The sequence below is a fragment of the Halalkalibacter flavus genome, assembly GCF_036663575.1.
Taxonomy (GTDB): Bacteria; Bacillota; Bacilli; order Bacillales; family Bacillaceae_D; genus Halalkalibacter; species Halalkalibacter flavus.
Map to the genome: position 1 here is coordinate 35,803 of NZ_JAWRVK010000007.1, position 20,714 is coordinate 56,516.

General features: G+C 37.1%; 16 protein-coding genes. 2 read left to right on the forward strand and 14 right to left on the reverse strand.

The window, feature by feature from the left end; genetic code table 11:
- Positions 1-235: 235 nt before the first annotated feature.
- From SAY88_RS06575 to SAY88_RS06620, 10 genes are all read right to left on the reverse strand, one after another.
- Complete coding sequence (locus tag SAY88_RS06575; protein ID WP_332630357.1) at positions 236-1,222, reverse strand: LacI family DNA-binding transcriptional regulator; 987 nt, start codon at positions 1,220-1,222, stop codon at positions 236-238.
- A gap of 155 nt (positions 1,223-1,377) precedes the next feature.
- Positions 1,378-2,859, reverse strand: a complete 1,482-nt coding sequence (locus tag SAY88_RS06580) for a glycoside hydrolase family 32 protein (RefSeq protein WP_332630358.1) — start codon at positions 2,857-2,859, stop codon at positions 1,378-1,380.
- A gap of 92 nt (positions 2,860-2,951) precedes the next feature.
- A complete protein-coding gene (locus tag SAY88_RS06585; RefSeq protein ID WP_332630360.1) occupies positions 2,952-3,740 on the reverse strand; it encodes an endonuclease/exonuclease/phosphatase family protein in 789 nt (262 codons plus the stop codon).
- A 3-nt stretch (positions 3,741-3,743) separates the two neighbouring features.
- Positions 3,744-5,381: a PTS transporter subunit IIBC gene (locus SAY88_RS06590; RefSeq protein WP_332630362.1), complete on the reverse strand. Its 1,638-nt coding sequence runs from the start codon at positions 5,379-5,381 to the stop codon at positions 3,744-3,746.
- A gap of 73 nt (positions 5,382-5,454) precedes the next feature.
- Complete coding sequence (locus SAY88_RS06595; protein ID WP_332630363.1) at positions 5,455-7,122, reverse strand: glycoside hydrolase family 13 protein; 1,668 nt, start codon at positions 7,120-7,122, stop codon at positions 5,455-5,457.
- Positions 7,123-7,348: 226 nt separating this feature from the next.
- Entirely contained in the window at positions 7,349-9,016 is a 1,668-nt protein-coding gene (locus SAY88_RS06600) for a glycoside hydrolase family 13 protein (RefSeq protein ID WP_332630364.1), read from the reverse strand.
- A 314-nt stretch (positions 9,017-9,330) separates the two neighbouring features.
- A complete protein-coding gene (locus SAY88_RS06605) occupies positions 9,331-10,347 on the reverse strand; it encodes a LacI family DNA-binding transcriptional regulator (protein ID WP_332630366.1) in 1,017 nt (338 codons plus the stop codon).
- Between the two features lie 272 nt (positions 10,348-10,619).
- Complete coding sequence (locus SAY88_RS06610; RefSeq protein WP_250095180.1) at positions 10,620-11,465, reverse strand: sugar ABC transporter permease; 846 nt, start codon at positions 11,463-11,465, stop codon at positions 10,620-10,622.
- A 6-nt stretch (positions 11,466-11,471) separates the two neighbouring features.
- Complete coding sequence (locus SAY88_RS06615; RefSeq protein WP_332630518.1) at positions 11,472-12,797, reverse strand: sugar ABC transporter permease; 1,326 nt, start codon at positions 12,795-12,797, stop codon at positions 11,472-11,474.
- 114 nt (positions 12,798-12,911) lie between these two features.
- Positions 12,912-14,207 (reverse strand): sugar ABC transporter substrate-binding protein, encoded by a 1,296-nt coding sequence (locus tag SAY88_RS06620; RefSeq protein WP_332630368.1) that lies wholly within the window; start codon positions 14,205-14,207, stop codon positions 12,912-12,914.
- Positions 14,208-14,751: 544 nt separating this feature from the next.
- Between SAY88_RS06620 and SAY88_RS06625 the strand changes: the two genes are divergently transcribed.
- Positions 14,752-16,128, forward strand: a complete 1,377-nt coding sequence (locus SAY88_RS06625) for an MATE family efflux transporter (protein WP_332630369.1) — start codon at positions 14,752-14,754, stop codon at positions 16,126-16,128.
- Between the two features lie 45 nt (positions 16,129-16,173).
- On the opposite strand, the gene SAY88_RS06630 is transcribed toward SAY88_RS06625, so the two are convergent.
- A complete protein-coding gene (locus SAY88_RS06630; protein WP_250095177.1) occupies positions 16,174-16,563 on the reverse strand; it encodes a hypothetical protein in 390 nt (129 codons plus the stop codon).
- A 250-nt stretch (positions 16,564-16,813) separates the two neighbouring features.
- Between SAY88_RS06630 and SAY88_RS06635 the strand changes: the two genes are divergently transcribed.
- Positions 16,814-17,017 carry an alpha/beta-type small acid-soluble spore protein gene (locus tag SAY88_RS06635; RefSeq protein ID WP_332630371.1) on the forward strand — a complete coding sequence of 68 codons (204 nt, stop codon included), beginning with the start codon at positions 16,814-16,816 and terminating at the stop codon, positions 17,015-17,017.
- Positions 17,018-17,096: 79 nt separating this feature from the next.
- Here SAY88_RS06635 and hpf read toward each other — a convergent pair whose 3' ends face one another.
- From hpf to SAY88_RS06650, 3 genes are all read right to left on the reverse strand, one after another.
- Entirely contained in the window at positions 17,097-17,654 is a 558-nt protein-coding gene (hpf, locus tag SAY88_RS06640; RefSeq protein WP_332630372.1) for a ribosome hibernation-promoting factor, HPF/YfiA family, read from the reverse strand.
- A 178-nt stretch (positions 17,655-17,832) separates the two neighbouring features.
- Positions 17,833-19,029: an MFS transporter gene (locus SAY88_RS06645; protein WP_332630373.1), complete on the reverse strand. Its 1,197-nt coding sequence runs from the start codon at positions 19,027-19,029 to the stop codon at positions 17,833-17,835.
- A gap of 62 nt (positions 19,030-19,091) precedes the next feature.
- Positions 19,092-20,552: a CoA-acylating methylmalonate-semialdehyde dehydrogenase gene (locus SAY88_RS06650; RefSeq protein WP_332630375.1), complete on the reverse strand. Its 1,461-nt coding sequence runs from the start codon at positions 20,550-20,552 to the stop codon at positions 19,092-19,094.
- Between the last annotated feature and the right edge of the window lie 162 nt (positions 20,553-20,714).

Below are 20,714 nucleotides of genomic sequence, written 5' to 3' on the forward strand. Positions count from 1 at the left end.
TTGCTTATCTAATTGACATTACTTACTTTTTCCATAATTTTAGTAATTTACTAATCGAAAGAAATAAACACCCCCTATATGAGATCGTTCTCATATGGTTGATAAAAAAATGAAGTTTTGTGGGATCGTTCTCATATCACGAATAAAAAAGTAAAGTTTATGAGATCGTTCTCATATCTTCTATTAAAATATTAGCCTTCTATTCAATGAGGTTTGATGTGAGATCGATCTCACATCAGACCGATTCTCTCTTAATTAGTTGAATAGGAAGCTCAATTACATCTTCGTTGACTTTATCTTGATTTGTTAACATGGACACCATAATCTCCATCGTTTTTTGTCCCATCTCTTTAATTGGCTGCTTCACTGTAGTCAAAGATGGTTCCATCAATTGAGCAACTGGTAGATCATCAAAACCAATGACAGCTATATCCTCTGGAATCTGCAAGCCTTGTAATTTAGCTTCTTTAATAATACCTGCCCCTACTTCATCACTTCCAGCAAAAATGGCTGTTGGTTTATCTTCAAGAGATAGAATCGTTCTTAAGATCCTTTTTCCAGCTTCAATACTAGGTGTATCTCTGAAAATCCACTGATTATTCATTTCAATGTTATATTCATCTAATGCAGCAAGAAACCCTGTTTCCCGATCAGCACCAAGCTCACCTTTGTTATTTCCACAATAGGCAATTTTCTTATGTCCGCTTTCAATTAAATGCTTTGCACCCAGATAACTTCCCTTTACTTGGTCTAGTCGTACGACTGGAACCGTTGCCTCTGATCGATACTCATTACACATAATTATCGGACCAGATTCCTTAAATGGTGCAATGGAATCCCAATCATTTTCTAAAGAAGTAAGGATCAAACCATCTACTTGCTTAGTTTGTAATAGTTGCAAGTAGTTTCGCTCCTTGTCTTTATTTTGATGTGTTTGACAAATGAGCAATTGCAACCCATTCTCCACAGCTACTATTTCCAACCCTTCAATAAGGAACGGAAAGAACGGGTTCGTCAGACTTGGAACAAGTACAGCAATCGTGTCAGTTTTTTGCTTTCTCAGACGTTGCGCAGATGAGTTAGGATAATAATCTAATTCCTTCATTGCCTGATAAACAAGCTGCTTTTTTCTCTCCGTAACATACGGATGATTATTAATCACTCGAGAGACTGTAGATCTTGATAATCCAGCTAACTTAGCTACATCTTCAATCGTTGCCATCGTATCCTCCTTTCTTTTCTCAGGAGTGATGACGCTTTAACGATAGCGTTTTCACAAAACTGAATTACCTATATTTTAAAATAAACAAGAGTAAAAAACAACCTTTATTTGCAGAAAAAATGGACCCCTACCCTTCTTAGATAAGGGTCCAAAAACTACTTAATCGCTTTCTTTAAACTCCATTTAGATAAGCTTTTTATTTCAACTGAATGATCAGCAAAGAACGTGATACCTTGCGCCTCTTTCGTTGGGAAAACTCTAGCACTCATTACTTTTTCTCCTTCATTAATAAATATTTCTACTGACGATTTATCAATGAAGATTTGCAAGGTGATGGTCTTATCCATAGACACCGTTGTTTTACGAACTCCGCCTGGACCTTTCCCTGCTTTCGTACGATCAAGTATAACAAGACCATCGCGTTTATCTAATGTCAATACTGTCTCTTGTTTTGTTTCAGCGTCCTGCCTTACCTTTAAACCAAAGGTTGTCGCATCTTTGACATCAATTTTCATTTTTAATTCTAAGCAGTCTCCGTGAACTCCTTTTAATGACGTTTCCCCTTCAATCAGAACATCAGAATAGTACGTTTCTTCTTCACGAAGATCTTCTAGTTCAGGAACTGGTAATGTATACAATCTATCATCTCTTAATGACACGATTCTCGGAATTGTCATTGCACCTGAATAGCCAAATTCTTGGGTTGGCATATCACTTTCCCACATATCCATCCATCCAATAAGAATTCTCCGTCCTTTATCATCAACCATCGTTTGCGGAGCATAAAAATCAAAGCCATGATCCAATGTGTAATACGGACCATATTGGAAGATTCCAGTTTGGTAATTAAGCTGACCAATTACATAACCAGCTTGGTGTAGGTTGTGATAATCGTTACCTTCAGGCTTCACCCCTTGTGGAGACATCACCAAAACTTCTTTTCCTTCAAGCTCGAACAGATCAGGACATTCCCACATAAATCCGAAATTGCCCTCCCCCTTGGCTATGACGGATACAAATTCCCAATCAATTAGGTTAGAAGAACGGTATAACAATACTTGTCCTGTATTGCTTTTCGTTTTAGACCCTAAAACACAATAGTAAGAACCCTCATGTTTCCATACTTTTGGATCTCGAAAATGAAAAATATTAATATCCCCTTCAGGCACTTCTGAAATGACAGGGTTTTCTTTTATCTTTTCAAAATGTATCCCATCTTCACTTACGGCTATGGCCTGTACTTGTTTTAAATCTTCATCTAGTTTTCCTTCAATCCAGACATTCCCTGTGTACATTAAATAGAGCTTACCATCCTTCTCAATTGCACTACCAGAGAAGCAACCGTCTTTGTCATAATCCTCACTTGGAGCCAAGGCAATAGGAAGATGTTCCCAACGAACAAGATCTTTGCTTTTAACATGTCCCCAATGCATCGGGCCCCATTTAGGATCATATGGATGGTGTTGATAAAAAAGGTGATACTCTCCCTTAAAGAAAGAGAACCCATTCGGATCGTTCATCCAATTTGCTTGCGGCATCACATGGTACTGTAAGTTCCATTCGTGGCTGCTAACTTGTTCTTTTAATTTATTCACTTCTTGATTAGCTTTTTCAATTTGCAGTTGATGCTTATCCATGTCTGCCTCCAATATTTTGTATTCCCTACTAGCTCTTAAGACAGATATGTTCATTCACTAATAAAACTAATGAATAACATAATATCAATTGTTTAGATCGTTTCAACTTCTACACCAAAGTGATCTGAAATGACTGGCTTATTCACTCCATTAAAAATCACATTGGATTTTTTTACTTCAACTAGAGCGTTCGTAAAAATATAATCAATTCGTAAATCACGCTTGTTTTGATCCCAGCCAGCAATCTTTCCTTCTACGGTTGTACCTTTATCTTTCTCCTCTGCTAGCTGATAAGTATCAAATAGACCTTTTCCAAGTAAATAGTCATAGCCCTCCTCTTTCAAGCTAGCATCATTATTGAAATCTCCCATTAAGAAGAAACGTTCATTCTTTTGAACAAATGAATAAAGTGAATCAACTTGATTCTTATACGGCTCTTCATCGTCGTTCCACCAGCCAAGATGGCAAGAATAAAAAGTAATGGGCTCCTCGTTGTAAGAAATCGTCGCACCAACAATTTTTCTTGTTTTCCAGTTATTCGTATCATCAGATTGAGAGATAAAGAAAGAGTGTTCTTTTTCAATTTTATGTTTTGTAACTATTGCAAGACCTTCTTCATATACTTCAAATCCAATATGTGCAAAATCCCACACATAATCATAGTCACAAACACCGAGTGCCTTTAACTCATTCAGCAACACTAAAACATAATTGTCTTTTTTCAATGCACCTTCAATAGTTTCTTCTTCAATTGACTGACTCACTTCTTGTAAAGCAATAACATCATAGGAATTTTCTTTAATCACTTTTGCTAATATTTTTATCTTGTCTAGTTGATTGTCCTCCTGCCATGCATGGCAATTTAATGTTAACAGTTTCATGTATTACGCTCCTATTCGGTCTTGAATATCAGATTTAATAATATCCGCTTTTGGACCATAGATTGCTTGAACACCCTTACCTTTAACGATCAAACCTAATGCACCGTTTTTCTTCCACTCTTCCTCAGAGGCAACAGCATTAATATCTTTTATCGTTACACGAAGTCTTGTCATACACGCATCAACTTCCTCGATATTATCTCTACCGCCTAGTAATGCAATAATGGAGCTAGCTAAAGACTCATCTTTGGCATTGCCTTTTTGAGTACTTTGATCGCTTCCTTCATCAATATAGTTCCCCAAACGACCAGGAGTAGCAAATTTAAATTTCTTAATCATGAAATTAGCAACGACAAAATTCAACCCAAAAAATACAGCACAAGCAACAATGAAGTTAACAAAGTCTAACCATAATCCTGCTCTAATTGCCATCGGGGTTCTCGTTAATAACTCCAACATCCCCATAGATGAAAGGCGAATATCAACAAGATCAACGACTGCAAAAGCAAGCCCAGTCATAAGCGCATACACGATATATAGAACAGGAGCAATAAACATAAACATAAATTCAATCGGTTCCGTTACTCCCGTTAAGAAGACTGCAAGACCAGCAGAAAAGAACATAGATTTGTATTTTGTTCGCTTATCTTGGTCAACATTACGATACATCGCTATCGCAATTCCCATTAAGGCAGCACTAGAAAGAATCATTTGTCCGACTTTAAAACGAGCAGGGGTCACCTCAGCTAATAACTGGTTATAAGCTGCCAGATCACCAGCGGCTCTTAAATTATTCAGATCAGCAATCCATGCAAACCAAAGCGGCTCTTGACCAGCAACAACCTGTCCTGCATTTGTCCCTGTTAAAATGGTATATGTACCACCAAGGTTTGTGAAATTCATTGGTATCGTTAACATATGATGCAATCCAAAAGGAAGCAATAATCTTTCTACTGCTCCGTAAATAAATGGAGCTAGAAATGGAGCAGTATCTCTGGATGTAGCAACCCAACGACCAAAGTCATTTAAACTACCTTGTATAACTGGCCAAATTAATGAAAGAACTAATGCGGTCACAACTGACCATAATATAACAACAAACGGAACGAAGCGCTTTCCATTAAAGAATGATAATGCTTGTGGTAATTTATCATAATTATAGTATTTGTTAAAGATAACAGCACCAAGGAACCCAGAAATAATCCCAATAAACACTCCCATATTTAAAGCTGGTGCACCAAGAACATCCGTGAAGAAATCTTGTACAATTAATTCACTACCAAAAATCGATGTTACTGTAGCATCAGGATCTCCTAGCATGCTACTATTAATTCCAAAAAACGCACCTGTCACACGGTTAATCAAAATAAAAGCAACTAATGCAGCAAATGCTCCTCCTGCACGCTCCTTCGCCCAAGACCCCCCAATTGCAACGGCAAATAAAATATGCATATTCCCAATAATTGCCCAACCTAGCTCTTCTAAAATAACAGCGCTCGTTTGAACAAAAGCAAAATCCACTTCAAACATCGCAATCATCTTACCTAATGAAATCATAATACCCGCAGCTGGCATAACAGCTACCACCACAATTAAGGCCTTCCCAAATTTTTGCCAAAAATCAAACGATGTGATTTTCATTTCTATTCCCTCCTATTTATCCATCACCCTCCCGGAGGTTTGAGCAACCGTTTGCACAGGAGGGTGAAACAAACTATTTTAATTTATAAACCCTTGCTTCATATGGTTTTAATACTATTTTAGAAAGCCCTTCATTCATATCAACATTATAATTATTAATCAATAACTCTTTACTTTTCCCTTTTAGACTCGTTGGCCACTTAAGCTTTGCTTCCTTATCAAATAAGTTGGTAAGAATGAGAAACATCTCATCTTCCATCGTTCTAGTGTAAGCATAAACTTGTTCATGGTCTTCAAGGACAAGGTCATAACTTCCATAAATAAGGACATCGTTTTCCTTCCTAAGTTGAATAAGCTTTCTATAATAATGATAAATCGAATAATGATCTTCTATTGATTGTTCAACGTTTATATCTTGATAATTTGGGTTGATTTTTAACCAAGGACTCCCTGTCGTAAACCCGGCATTTTCGCCATTGTTCCATTGCATTGGGGTTCTCGAATTATCTCGGCCATTTTGCCAAATAACCTCCATGATTTCTTCATGTGACTTGCCTTCTTCTCTTTCATTTCGATATAAATTTTTGATAGCGACATCATTATAATCCTCAATAGAAGTAAACTTTACATTTGTCATCCCTATTTCCTGACCTTGATAAATAAACGGGGTTCCTTGCATTAGAAAATACATCGTCGCTAATGCTTTTGCCGATTGATCGCGGTACTCTTCACTGTTTCCCCATGTTGAAACGGAACGTGGCTGATCATGGTTTTCTAAAAATAAGGCGTTCCATCCCATTCCATCTAAGCCTGTTTGCCACCTTGTTAACGTTTTTTTCAAAGCAGGTAAGTCTAACTCGCCGTCTGTACTTTTGCCCCAGAGATCTAGATGTTCAAATTGAAAGATCATATCAAAACAACCATCGTCTTCTCCGACCCATTGCTCTGCCTGATTCACCTTTACTCCATTGGCTTCGCCAACCGTCATAATATCATATTTATCAAATGTTTCTCGCTTTAGCTCTTCGAGAAAAACATGAATCCCCTCTTGGTTCATATGTCCGTCGAGTGATGATACATACTTCTTTTTCTTTGGATTAGGCAAATCAGGAAAACCAGCGACTTTCTTTATATGAGAGATCGCATCTACACGAAATCCATCAATTCCTTTATCTAACCACCAATTAACCATGTCATAAAGCTCATTTCTCACCTTTGGATTTTCCCAATTCAGGTCTGGTTGTTTACGTGAGAACACATGCATGAAGTATTCTTCCGTACGCTCATCATACTCCCAAGCCGAACCTCCAAAAATTGACTCCCAGTTATTTGGCTCTTGCCCTTTCTTTCCTTTATGCCAGATATAGTAATCTCTGTATGGATTGTCTTTTGATGATCGTGATTCGATAAACCAAGGATGCTCATCAGAAGTATGATTAATAACAAGATCGAGGATTAATTTCATTTCTCTCATATGTACTTCTTCAAGCAGCTGATCGAAATCTTCCATCGTTCCAAAATCAGCCATTATTCCTTTATAGTTACTAATATCATAACCGTTATCATCGTTAGGCGAACTAAAGATTGGACAAATCCAAATCACATCAATTCCAAGCGCTTTCAAATAATCTAATTTTAAAATGACACCTTGAATGTCACCAATCCCATCTCCGTTCGAGTCCATAAAGCTACGCGGATAAATTTGATAAGCTACTGCTTCTTTCCACCAAGTTTTTTTCATGATTGCTCCTCCTTATCTATCAATAAAATATCATAAATCCAAAACTTGCGCAACCGATTGCATTAAATTTTGTTCTCGTATTATATTTTTTATATTTATTTAGCCGAAATTTTACATTAGATAATCAACAGGCGAGGATAAAAAATAAGAGGTTGTCTCACAGAATCTGTCCCACCTATGGGCTAAGACTCGATTGGGAGACAACCTCTCTATATAAGTTTATCTGTTATATTTTTCCTTTATATACTCTTGCTTCATATGGTTGTAATTCAATTTCTCCTGCATGCACGTCAGTCTTTACTTCATAATTGCTTAGCTTTATTTCCAATGATTTAGCTGCAATGTCTGGTAATTCAAGCGAAGTTTTTTCGGCAAATAAGTTTGTAATTACTAACACATATTCGTTGCCTAACGTTCTTGTATAGGCATATACGTGCTCATGCTCTTCTAAAACTAAATCATATTCTCCATAAATTAACACATCATTTTCTTTTCGTAGTTGAATTAGGTTCTTGTAATAATGATAAATGGAATGCGAATCATCAATCGATTGTTGCACATTGATTGCCTTGTAATTTGGATTCACTTTTAACCATGGTGATCCCGTTGTAAAGCCTGCAGTTTCTTGATCATTCCACTGCATAGGAGTTCTTGAATTATCTCGGCCGTTTTTCCAAATCACTTCCATAATTTCTTCGTGGCTTTTTCCTTCTTCTCTTTCATTTCGATAGAGATTTTTAATAGCGACATCATTATAATCCTCAATCGAATCAAATTTAACGTTCGTCATGCCGATCTCTTGCCCTTGATAAATAAATGGAGTTCCTTGCATCAGAAAATACATTGTCGCTAATGCTTTAGCTGATTTATCACGATATTTTTCGCTGTCCCCCCATGTTGATACCGATCGTGGTTGATCGTGATTTTCTAAAAACAGTGCATTCCATCCCATGCCTTCAAGACCTTTTTGCCATCTTGTCAACGTTTCTTTTAAAGCTGGTAAGTCAAGACCTCCCTCTGTACTTTTCCCCCAAAGGTCTAAGTGTTCAAACTGAAAAATCATATTGAAGCACCCTTGGTCTTCTCCTACCCATTCTTCTGCTTGATTGACCTTAACACCATTGGCTTCACCAACAGTCATAATATCATATTTGTTAAACGTTTCGTTTTTCAATTCTTCTAGAAAAACATGTATCCCTTCTTGATTCATATGACCATCAAGAGAAGGTACGTATTTTTTATTCTTTGGATTTGGTAAGTCAGGAAACCCTTCTAGTTTTTTAATATGAGAGATTGCATCTACGCGAAAACCATCAATCCCCTTATCTAACCACCAATTAACCATGTCATATAAATCTTGACGAACTTTTGGGTTTTCCCAGTTTAAATCAGGCTGCTTGCGGGAAAAAACGTGCATGTAATATTCTTCTGTTTTTTCATCGTTTTCCCAAGCAGAACCACCAAAGATAGATTCCCAATTGTTCGGCTCTTTTCCATTCTTTCCTGGATCCCAAATGTAATAATCACGATACGGATTGTCTTTAGAGGAACGAGATTCAACAAACCAAGGATGCTCATCCGATGTATGATTAATAACAAGATCCAATATTAACTTCATCCCTCGATTGTGGACTTCCTCAAGAAGCTGATCAAAATCTTCCATTGTTCCAAAGTCTTCCATGATATCTTGATAATCACTTATATCGTATCCATTATCATCATTCGGAGATTTAAAGATCGGACAAATCCAAATGACATCAATCCCGAGATCCTTTAAATAATCAAGTTTTGAAATAACTCCTTGGATATCACCAATTCCGTCGCCATTTGAATCCATAAAGCTGCGAGGATAAATTTGATATGCAACAGCTTCTTTCCACCATGTTTTTTTCATTTTTTCTCCCCCTAAAATCATTGAATTTATGCAATCGCTTGCATTGGTGTACATACTCATAACCTTGTATGACCTTTACTTTTTCATCGCTTCTTGAGGTCTGAGTAACATTATAGTGATGTCCAGCATCATGGAAAAAGCCGAACCGATGGAAAATGGGAATCTACAACAATCCCCATAGCCATCTGTGCGTAAAGACTCCTCCTGTACACTTAGTACAAATTGCTTTTTTCCACCAAGCTCTATTCAAAGTATCCCCCTTCTCCTATTGGACTAATTCACCTTTAAAGCAGAATTTGGATGACTTGCTAATTTTATTTACAAGATTCTCTTTTAATTAGTCTATGCGGAACAATGACTTTTCTTTCGCCAATATCTGGTTCTTTTATTTTATTAATTAAGCATTTTGTCGCTTCAAATCCTAACTCATAAATATGAATATCAACTGTTGTCATCTTTGGCGATGATAGTTCAGAGATCATGACATTATTGAAACTGACAATAGAGATGTCTTTTGGAACATGAACATTCATATCTGCAAGCATTCTAAGCACTCCAAAAGTCATAATATCGTCTGCAACGATAAGTGCTGTCGGTCGCTCTTCAATGGACATGAGTTCAATAACCGCATCTTGTCCACCTTCTTTGACTTCCTCGTGGTGGACAATATAATCTTGCCTTAGCGGGATATGAGCATTAGTTAACGCTTGTTCATACCCTTTCATATGGTCAATTGTAACAACATAATCTAGATTTCCACCAATAAACCCTATTCTTTCGTGGCCTAATAACATTAAATATTCAGTTACCGTTTTTGCTGCTTTAAAATTGTCATTATTCACAAACGTAACTTCATTCTCATCTATATTATAAGGTCTACCTATTAACACAAACGGAAAGTCCTGTTCGATAAGAAACGGCATAACCTTATCATTCACTCTTGAATAAAGGAGTACGATTCCATCTACTCGGCCCCCATATACCATTTGCTTTACTTCTTCAAGAATCTCTTCTTCCGTTTGCCCTGTTGATAAATAAAGCCCATACCCTTCTTGATAAGCCTTTGTACTAATCCCCCGAATAACCTCTGGGAAGAACGGATTTTGAAACGCAATTTTTGCTGAATTTGGCATAACAATCCCTAATGTATTCGTACTTTTATTAGCTAGACTTCTAGCATTAAAGTTTGGATGATACCCTAATTCCTTCATTGCTTCTCTTACTCGTTCTTTTGTTTTTTCACTAATACGCGAGCTATTTGCAATAACTCGAGATACCGTCGACGGTGCTACATTAGCCCGCTTAGCGACATCCTTAATGGTGACCGCCATCGGTATCCACCTCCCACTCCTTTTGTTTCTTTTATTCTAGCGCTTCCATACTCTTTACACAATCCATAGATTTTCAAAAAATAAATGAACAAGGCATTATCTCATCCAACCTTAGACAGATAATGCCTCATCACATTCGGTGACTCTATGTTGTTGTTACAATCCAAAGTAACAATGCAGAGTATAGAAACATGCCCACAGCTAGCAATATTAATATAATTGATAAAACTTTATACTTCCCAAACAATGAGAATCACCTTCCTAGCAAAGCGTTATCCTTTCTCTGCTCCAGCTGTCATTCCTTCTACGATATATCTTTGGAATACAAAGAATAAGACCATAAGTGGGATTGAAATGAGCACAGCTCCAGCTGCGAACACAGTAAAGTTGTTATTCGCTTGCCCTGATACTAACGTAAACAACCCTTGAGCTAAAGTCCAATTGCTACTAGATCTCAAAATTACTTCAGCCATGATAAAATCCATACTTGCTGCAATAAAACTATTAAATGCAACAAATGTAATAATTGGCATAGCTAATGGAAGCATGATCTTAAAGAACGTTTCTGAATTTGTAGCTCCGTCAATTCGAGCTGCTTCCATTAGACTATTTGGAATCCCATCAAAGAACCCTTTTACAATCCACGTATTAAAAGCCACACTTCCTGCTGCTAATACTAAGATGTATCCAAGGTGTGTATCCAAAAGATTAAAAGCCCCAAGTAACGTATAAATCGCAATCATCCCCATAATCGTCGGGAACATTTGCAAAATAATAATGGCCATTAAACCTTGCTTCTTCCCTTTAAACCTAAACTTCGAAAAGGCATAGCCAGAAAACACACCAAACAATGTTGAAATAAGCATATTTGATACAGCAATAAACATTGTGTTTTTATACCAAGTTACGTAATTATGTTCTTCAAATAAAGCTCGGTAATGCCCCCAGTTCCAATCAGCAGGACTCGGAAAGATTTGCGAAGAATGCAAGGATGAACCTGGATTTACGGAACCAATGAAAATGAAATAAACAGGAAATAAGCAAATAATCGCTAACAAAATCAAAATACTATAGACAATAATATAGTTTATTGTGCGTTTCGCTTTAGTACTAAGCATAATTTATCACACATCCCCTTTCATGGATTTTGTATTTCGCAAGTTGAAATACGCAAACCCAGCAATGATCAAGAAGACGACTAAGGCAACTGCAGAAGCTATCGCATATTGACCATTATCTAGTGTCATTTTGAAGATCCATGATAATAAGATATCGGTATGACCTGCATAGTTATAATTTGCGTTCGTTGGTCCACCTTCTGTCATCAAGTAGATAAATGTTAACTGATTAAAGTTAAACGCAAACGTAAAGACCATTAACGGAACAGCAGCAACCATAACAATTGGGAATGTTATATTGCGAAATTGTTGAACAATAGTCGCTCCATCGACTTCCGCAGCTTCATATAACTCTTTACTAATAGTTGTAAGTACTGCTGTAAACAAAGCCATCCAAAAAGGAAATCCTAACCAGAGGTTTGTTAGTAATACCGCTACTTTAGCCCACATCGGATCCGATAACCAAGGAATTGGATTCAATCCAACAGACTGTAACATTTGATTAATAACTCCAAACTGCCCATTGTACATATTTCTAAAGATGAGAATACTGACAAATCCAGGAACTGCCCATGGTATAATATAGATATTTCTCCAAAACTTCGTATATTTCACGACCTTTTGTGATAAAACAACAGCTACAAATAATCCGGCAAACACAACGAGTAAAGTAGATAGTACTGCCCAAATAATAGTCCATGAGAAAACTCCAAGGAACGTACCTCTCCAAGATTCCATTGTAAATAAGCGAATAAATTGCTCAATTCCAACCCAATCAACTAAAGCCCTAGGAGGCAAATAGTTAGGAGATGAGAAATTAGTAAAAGCAATTAAAGCAGTAAAAACAAGTGGAAATACGGTTAATAACAACATACAAATAGCTGTTGGTGTAATTAAAATGTATGCATATCCATTGTCCCAAACATTTCGAATCGTTTCTTTAAAGTTCGGTACTTTCTGTCCAAGCTCACGAAGCTTTCCAACAAGATAAGCATCACGAACACTTAAATAATATAGTCCCAGTACAGCCAAAAGTACAATTAGCATCATTAGGCCTTCAGCCATTAGTAAGATTGAATGATCACCCGGATCAACAATCCGTCCTCGTTGTCTAACCTGAGGAGTTTCACCTAACGTAATTAAACCATGTAACCCACTCATGATCGGTCTTATATAAAAAATAATGACAATAAGTTCAAATATAGCCCAAGCGATCCCTTTCCAGTACTGCTTGTTATACATTTGACCAAGTCCCATAAAGAGAACAGACAGCAATGCTGCGGTTTTGCTGTAACTTTTACCTTTATGTGACGCTTGAGTTTGCGCATTCATAGACACAATAATTCCCCCTTCAACTATTAACTAATATTTTCTAAATAATGGATCTCAGTGAGGTGGTTTAGGGGGATTCCTATATACCACACTCACTGAACCATTCATTGATGTTTATTGTTGTTGCTCTTGAATTGCTTGTTCTATCGTTCTTACTGCTCGATCTAACGACTCTTGAACATCAGCCTTTTGGTTCCAAATTTCTGTAAATGCTGCAGCCATCGGATCCCAAACAAGAGGCATTTCAGGAATATTCGGCATTGGTACAGCATGTGTAGCCTGCTCTAAGAAACCAACAGAAATTTCATTATCTTGAATTGTTTCATGATCTGTTAATGCTAAACGCGGTGGCAATGCACCAGTAATTTCATAGGCCTCTAACAAGTTTTCTTCGTTCGTAATAAATTGTGCTAGTAATGAAGCAGCATCAGGATACTCTGTATATGCATTTACATAGAAACCACGAGTCCCTGAGAAACTAGTTGGGTTTTCACCATTTCCTAGTAATGGAAGAGGCGCAACATTGAAATTAACACCTGCTTGCTCGTACCCGCGAACAGCCCAAGGACCGTTAATATCAAATGCCAAATCTCCGCCTTCAAATAATGCAGTTCGAACATCATACGTAATATCTTCATTTGCAAATCCGGGCAATAATTCATCACGCATGCGAACTAATACTTCTTCTGTACCTTGAACAGCACCTTCGTTATTTAGACCAACATCTTCTGGGTTTGAACCATCCTCACCAAATACGTATCCACCGTAGCCACCAAGGAAAGCATACATGAAGTAAAGATTCTCAGGCTCCATCATAAACCCGTACTGGTTGCCTTCTGTTAACTCTTTGGCTACTTCAAACAATTCGTCCATCGTCTCAGGAGCTTCTTCTACTAAATCTGTATTGTAATATAGGGCGTACGTTTCAATTCCAGATGGATAGCCGTAAAGCTCTCCGTCGAATGACGTTGCTGTAATAGCTGCTTCCATAAACTCTTCTTCATATTCTTCCGGCCAGAAGTTTTCGAGAACTAATCCGGCAGAAATAGCCCGTCCAATACGATCATGAGTTGATGCAAATACGTCACCTGCAAGTCCTTGTGGACCATCAGTCGCTAAACGTTCTGGTGCATCCTCTTGGTTCACTTCCTCAACTTGGACCGGAACACCGTATTCAGATTCAAATTTTTCGGCCATTTGTTCAGCCCATATAAGCTGCTCATCACCGTCACTCCATAATAAAAGTTCTGCACCCTCTTCAGGAACAATCTCAAAATCTACCGCTTCTTCACCAGCACCGCCACCTTCATCTACTGTTTCTTCTGGAGCTTCTTCAGCAGGTGCCCCACAAGCAGCAAGTCCTAGAGTCAATGCTAATACTGCAGTTACGTACTTTGTTTTTTTGAACATTTTATTTGTCCCCCTTATAAATAATTAATTTCATAATTATAATTGCTACTACCTGTGAATTGATTTCTCACCTCCCACTAAGGTAAATCTCCTTTGCTTTTTGGTAATCATGAATTCTCTGGTTTGCTCTCTTTTGCTTATCATTACCAAAATAAGATACTTATTGCATGGTTTAACAAATAGATTTAAGTAACATAAAATGAAATGCAAACTTCTCGCATTATAGCGCAAGCGATTGCGCAATTATCGATAAAAAAAGAACTGTTAGTTGTAAACGGTTCCAGTTGATTGGTTTCATTATAAAACGCTAATCCTTAAATGACAATACTTTTTTAAAAAAAAGTAGATGTTTAATCATTTGACATTTTTTAACTCGTTGCACAAAACTGTGCAAACGCTTGACTTCATCTATTTTTGTTAGTATGTTGTTTTTGAATTCGAAAAATAATTGTTATTTTGTATAGATTACTTTTTAAAGAGTGGTTACGATGCTTAAAGAACAACAGGCTCTCTTAATAGAATAGCTGATGAACTTTCTAAGGGGATGAACGTTATTGAAACAAATAAACCAAAACAGACAAAACGAAATTTAACTCTTTTTGCAATTACATGGCCTATTTTTATTGAAATTATGCTTCATATGATCATGGGTAATGCCGATACACTTATGCTTAGCCAATACTCCGATGATGCCGTAGCAGCAGTAGGCGTTTCCAATCAACTTATGTCTGTTATCATCGTTATGTTTGGATTTATCGCTACTGGCACAAGTATTTTAATTGCACAACTTTTAGGAGCTAAGAAGGAGAAGAAAGCCAGTCAACTAGCCGTTGTCTCTCTTGCTGCTAATGTGGTCATTGGTCTGTTATTAAGTATAATCCTTCTATTTTTTAGTGAGACATTTTTACGGTTAATGAGCTTGCCAAAAGAATTAATGGATAGCGCTGTGACTTATTTACGAATCGTCGGAGGTTTCGCCTTTATCCAAGCTCTCATCATGACAATTGGCGCCATTATTCGAAGTCATGGTTTTACAAGAGATGCTATGTACGTCACTGTTGGAATGAATATTGTTAACATTTTCGGTAATTATGTTTTAATTTTTGGCGCATTCGGTTTTCCTGTTTTAGGAGTAACAGGTGTTGCCATTGCAACTGTTTTTAGTCGATCGATTGGAGTCATTGTACTTCTTTACCTTCTATATAAACGTTTAGACGGGAAACTCCCATTCTCCTTTTTACGTACGTTTCCGAAGCTTGAGGTCAAGTCATTGTTGAAGATAGGTATTCCAACAGCCGGAGAACACCTCTCTTATACCGGTTCTCAATTAGTGATTACTTATTTTATTGCAACAATGGGGACAGAAGCTTTAACAACGAAAGTGTATGCACAGAACATTATGATGTTTATTCTACTTTTCTCAGTGGCACTCGGCCAAGGCACTCAAATAATTATCGGTCACCAAGTGGGTGCCAACAAAATAGAAGAAGCCTACAAACGTTGTATAAGAAGTTTAAAAATAGCCATCACCGTCTCAGCTACCATGGCCATTCTTTTTTATTTTTTAAGTAGACCGATCTTCTCCATTTTTACTTCAAATGAATCAATCATTGGTCTAGGTAGTTTATTACTATTACTCACAATCATTTTAGAACCCGGCAAAGCGTTTAATCTTGTTGTTATAAATTCATTGCGAGCAGCAGGTGATGTTCGCTTCCCTGTCTATATGGGGATTCTTTCAATGTGGGGTGTTTCTGTCACAATTTCCTATACTTTAGGAATTTATTTCGGCTTAGGTTTAATTGGTGTATGGATTGCCTTTACTTTAGATGAATGGCTACGAGGTTTATTAATGTTATGGAGATGGCGCGGTAGGAAATGGCAAAGAATGGCTTTCGTAAAGAAAAACGACGTATCGTAGCAAGAGCCCCTCGATCATGATTATGATCGAGGGGCTCTTTCCTTTTTAGCGTTGATCTTCTGGCTGCACCTCTGTATGAAGCGCTTTAAAAAATGCGAGTATATTTTTATAACTACTACCCAAATCCCCAAAAGCCCCTTGTTTAGAACAGTATACATCTACAGCTGATTTTATTGGTGTAATTTTAAATACGGTGATAACCATAACGCTTGATGATACACCTTTCTTTTCTAAAACGACTTCTCCACGTTCTTCATCAACATTTGTAACTTGCCAATTCGGCAACTTGTTATTATTTACAATTTTATGTACATAGTCAATCATAGCTTCACGGCTCTTTTTATAGTAACGTGTATTTAACCCTTCTAATTTTGGTTTCTCGCCAGTTTCTTCATGACTTTTCCAAATGCCAGTAATTGTTCGTAATAATGACAATGTATTCCCTCCTTAATTTAAAGTTTATGTATACTATTTTTTCATACTTAAGGTCCATCTCTATCTTATCATGTTTTTCTACTAAGATGTGCACAACCATCGATCGATTTAAAATGTTTTATGATTTCTTTTAAAATGAAGATAAAAAATGTTCTTTCATTTAAGTAAAATATAATTTATGTTTAACTTATGTATAATATTTAAGGTGGCTCATATACTAAGCTCGAAACTAATAAAGAGGTGATTAGATATGACACAAAACAACAGCAGCAACAACCTTTTAGTTCCAGGAGTAGAAAAAGCACTTGATCAAATGAAACTTGAAATTGCTCAAGAATTTGGAGTACAGCTAGGAGCGGATTCAACGGCTCGTGCTAACGGTTCCGTTGGGGGAGAAATTACGAAACGTTTAGTTCAAATGGCCGAACAGCAAATGCAAGGCTCTAGATTCTAAAAATAAAATACTCCTTGCCTCCACTGTAAAAAGCACCTTGATTTTAATTTCAAGGTGCTTTTCTTCTAATTGTTTAATATTACTCAATCTCAATTACAGCGTACTTTCCATCATTTCTTTGGTAAACAATATTCGTTTCTAATGTTTCTGCTTCTGTAAAAACAAAGAACTGATGCCCTAGCATATTCATTTGTAAAATTGCTTCTTCTATATGCATAGGTTTTAAATTAAAGCGTTTGGTTCTTACAACTTGAAACATTTCTACTTGGTCAAAAGTTTCCACTTCTGGCTCGAGCAGTTGAACTGCATTCGCTTCACTCTTGCTAATAGCTTTTACCTGACGAGGTTTACGATTTACTTTCGTTTTATATTTACGAACTTGACGTTCTAATTTATCGACAATTAAGTCAATAGCAGCATACATATTCTCATGTTGCTCTTCTGCACGAAGGACTAAAGATTTTAAAGGTATAGTAATTTCTACTTTGGTATCTTTTTCATATACTTTTAACTTTACTTGAACTTCTGTTAAGATAATTTCGTCAAAGTATTTTTCTAACTTATCTACTTTTTTTATAATATAATCTCTTAAGGCTACTGTTACTTCTACGTTTTCACCTCGAATGTTAAATCTCATTTGTAATCTCCTCCTGAATCCGTTTTCTAAATAGAAGATCTTTCTTTCTATGCTTTTATCATACTAATAGTCTGATATTTCTGCTGTGATGTGTATCACAAAAAGTATAAACAATAAAGAAACCGGCTGCATTTTTGATGCGACCAGTTTCTCCTTAGATAACGAAAAGATTTTCTATTTAACTGCTTATTTGATATTTTTCCACTTGTTTTTGGGACTTTTTCCTTCCCCATACAACAATTAAACCACTCGCAATTAAACCTAACATTCCAGCAAAGTAAAAGCCAGCCGCAATACCAAAACTAGAATTTAAGATACCTGCTAAAAATGGGCCTAAGAACATCCCAATAGCGTACACCGCCTGATATACACCCATAGCAGTTGCTCTTTTTTCATGAGATATTGATTCAATTGACATCCCTAATAGCAACGGAAACAATACTCCAAGTGCAAAGCCATTAACTCCTTGCACGACGATAAGTAACCATTTCGACTCAACGAAAGGAGTTATCAAAGTAAATAACGCGGTTAGCAAAAATGCATACTTTAATGCTCTCCATTTTCCAAATCGCGGCACAACAAATTTCCCTAAATAAAGGGTAGCTAAAGCATGAGGGATCATAAAAGCAAAAACAATTAAACTAATATCCCTTGCCTCAAATCCAATGCTTGTAACATACGTGGGAATGAATCCAAACATGGTTGTAAAAATAATACTATGAGCTAAAATTGATAGTAATGAGATCTTTAAAAGGTGTGGTTCTCTCATAACGGATGTAAGCTCCTGCAGTCTTACTGGAGCTTTCGTTACAGCCTCTTTTGGTTCATAGATAAAGAAGGCGAGTGCTATTCCTATCAGTCCAACTATTCCACCTATCCAAAATGGAGCTTGCCACCCCCACGCGTTAACAACATAGCCACTAAAAATCATACCTAACAGTTGAGCTAACACAACCACAAAGGAAATACTGCTCATCGCTCGATGAACTTCACGATCAGCAAAATAACTAGAGTATAAAACGGCAAACACCACCCATGTTGCCACCGATAATCCTGCTAAAGAACGAGCGAAAAGTATCCAACCTAAACTATCTGTTAGTGCAAATATAAAACAACTAACAGTACTTATTAATAAGCCTAAAATGATAAATGGTTTACGTATCTTTAATAAATCTGAACTTATTCCTATAGGTAGCCTGAATAGAAATTGCATTAGACCATAGCTACTCAACACAATTCCAATAAAGACATATGTCCCACCCATTGATTCCATATAGGGGGACAAAATTGGAAGGTAGATAAAATGCGGAAACCAAATCATAAATGAAACAAGTAAAAAGATATATTTCTCTTTGTTTGAAATATGAGTACTCAATTTATCACTCCATTTTTAAAAAGGGAAGGTACTAAGCATTCATGCTTAGTACCTCCATTTAATTACCAACGAGTCGTTAGCATTTTCTTACGTGTATAGAATTCAACCCCATCTGTACCATTCGCATGTAAATCACCATAGAACGATTTTTTGTAACCAGAGAATGGGAAGAACGCCATTGGAGCTGGAACACCTAGGTTTACTCCAAGCATACCCGCGTCGATGTCTTCACGGAATTGACGAACAGCACTTCCGCTATCTGTATAAATACACGCACCATTTGCAAATTCTGATTGGTTTGTTAACTCAATTGCTTCTTCCAGTGTGTTCACACGTACGACTGATAAAACAGGAGCAAAGATTTCTTCTTTCCAAATAGTCATTTCTGTATTGACATGATCAAAAATTGTCGGTCCAACGAAGTATCCAGCACCTGAACTCGCTGCATCTTTACGTCCATCACGAACTAAAGTAGCACCTTCTTTTTCACCAAGCTCAATGTATTGCTCAGTTTTTGCTTTATGAGAGTCACGGATAACTGGACCAAGGAACACTCCTTCTTCCATTCCATTACCAATTGTAATCTTATCAACTGCTTCTACTAATTTTTCCATGAATGGCTCTGCTACATCACCAACAGTTACTACAACTGCAGCTGCCATACACCTTTCACCTGCTGAACCATACGCTGCATTCATAATTTGGTTAATTGCACCATCTAAATTCGCATCTGGCATAACGATTGAGTGGTTCTTCGCACCAGCTAACGCTTGAACACGCTTACCATGAGCAGACGCTGTTTTGTATACGTATTCTGCAACCGGTTGAGACCCTACGAATGAAATTGCTTTTACTGTTGGGTGCTCAAGAAGTCCGTTAACCACGTCATGTGCACCATGTACGATGTTTAATACACCTTCAGGAAGTCCAGCTTCTGTAAATAATTCAGCTAAGCGATTAGCAAGTAATGGTGTACGCTCAGATGGCTTTAATATAAACGTGTTACCGCATGCAATTGCAAGTGGGAACATCCAGCATGGTACCATCATCGGGAAGTTAAATGGTGTAATTCCACCAATTACTCCGATTGGGTAACGGTACATACCTGACTCAACTCCTGTAGCGATATCTGGTAATTGCTTACCCATCATCAATGAAGGAGCTCCTGCTGCAAACTCAACACACTCAATTCCACGTTGAACTTCGCCGTATGCTTCACTGTAGCTCTTTCCATTTTCTAATGTTACTAGACGAGCTAACTCTTCCCAGTTTTCTACTAATAATTGTTGGTATTTAAATAGAATACGAGCTCTACGAGGTACAGCTGTTTTGCTCCATTTTTTAAATGCTGCTGCTGCGTTTTCTACTGCTTGATCTACATCTTCACGACTTGAGATCGGTACATGTGCAATAATTTCACCTGTAGCTGGGTTGGGAACCGCATCTGTTTTTCCAGAAGTTGATTCTACCCATTGACCTCCAATATAGTTTTTAAGATTTTGTACAGTTACTGCATTTGACATAGTGATTACTCCTCTCAATATTTGCTTCTTTAATTTTTCTTTGCTACCTTTTAATTGGAACAGGACCTATATAGCTAGCTTCATCCTATCTCACAATGAAATCCTTTTCAAAATAGGTAGCGCCACTCCTTCTCCCCAGAGATCCTACTAAATTTTAGGTTT

Bases quoted from the DNA above. Each gene is read 5' to 3' on its own strand.
- SAY88_RS06575 (WP_332630357.1), bottom strand. From the start codon at position 1,222: ATGGCAACGATTGAAGATGTAGCTAAGTTAGCTGGATTATCAAGATCT.
- SAY88_RS06580 (WP_332630358.1), bottom strand. From the start codon at position 2,859: ATGGATAAGCATCAACTGCAAATTGAAAAAGCTAATCAAGAAGTGAAT.
- SAY88_RS06585 (WP_332630360.1), bottom strand. From the start codon at position 3,740: ATGAAACTGTTAACATTAAATTGCCATGCATGGCAGGAGGACAATCAA.
- SAY88_RS06590 (WP_332630362.1), bottom strand. From the start codon at position 5,381: ATGAAAATCACATCGTTTGATTTTTGGCAAAAATTTGGGAAGGCCTTA.
- SAY88_RS06595 (WP_332630363.1), bottom strand. From the start codon at position 7,122: ATGAAAAAAACTTGGTGGAAAGAAGCAGTAGCTTATCAAATTTATCCG.
- SAY88_RS06600 (WP_332630364.1), bottom strand. From the start codon at position 9,016: ATGAAAAAAACATGGTGGAAAGAAGCTGTTGCATATCAAATTTATCCT.
- SAY88_RS06605 (WP_332630366.1), bottom strand. From the start codon at position 10,347: ATGGCGGTCACCATTAAGGATGTCGCTAAGCGGGCTAATGTAGCACCG.
- SAY88_RS06610 (WP_250095180.1), bottom strand. From the start codon at position 11,465: ATGCTTAGTACTAAAGCGAAACGCACAATAAACTATATTATTGTCTAT.
- SAY88_RS06615 (WP_332630518.1), bottom strand. From the start codon at position 12,797: ATGAATGCGCAAACTCAAGCGTCACATAAAGGTAAAAGTTACAGCAAA.
- SAY88_RS06620 (WP_332630368.1), bottom strand. From the start codon at position 14,207: ATGTTCAAAAAAACAAAGTACGTAACTGCAGTATTAGCATTGACTCTA.
- SAY88_RS06625 (WP_332630369.1), top strand. From the start codon at position 14,752: ATGAACGTTATTGAAACAAATAAACCAAAACAGACAAAACGAAATTTA.
- SAY88_RS06635 (WP_332630371.1), top strand. From the start codon at position 16,814: ATGACACAAAACAACAGCAGCAACAACCTTTTAGTTCCAGGAGTAGAA.
- hpf (WP_332630372.1), bottom strand. From the start codon at position 17,654: ATGAGATTTAACATTCGAGGTGAAAACGTAGAAGTAACAGTAGCCTTA.
- SAY88_RS06650 (WP_332630375.1), bottom strand. From the start codon at position 20,552: ATGTCAAATGCAGTAACTGTACAAAATCTTAAAAACTATATTGGAGGT.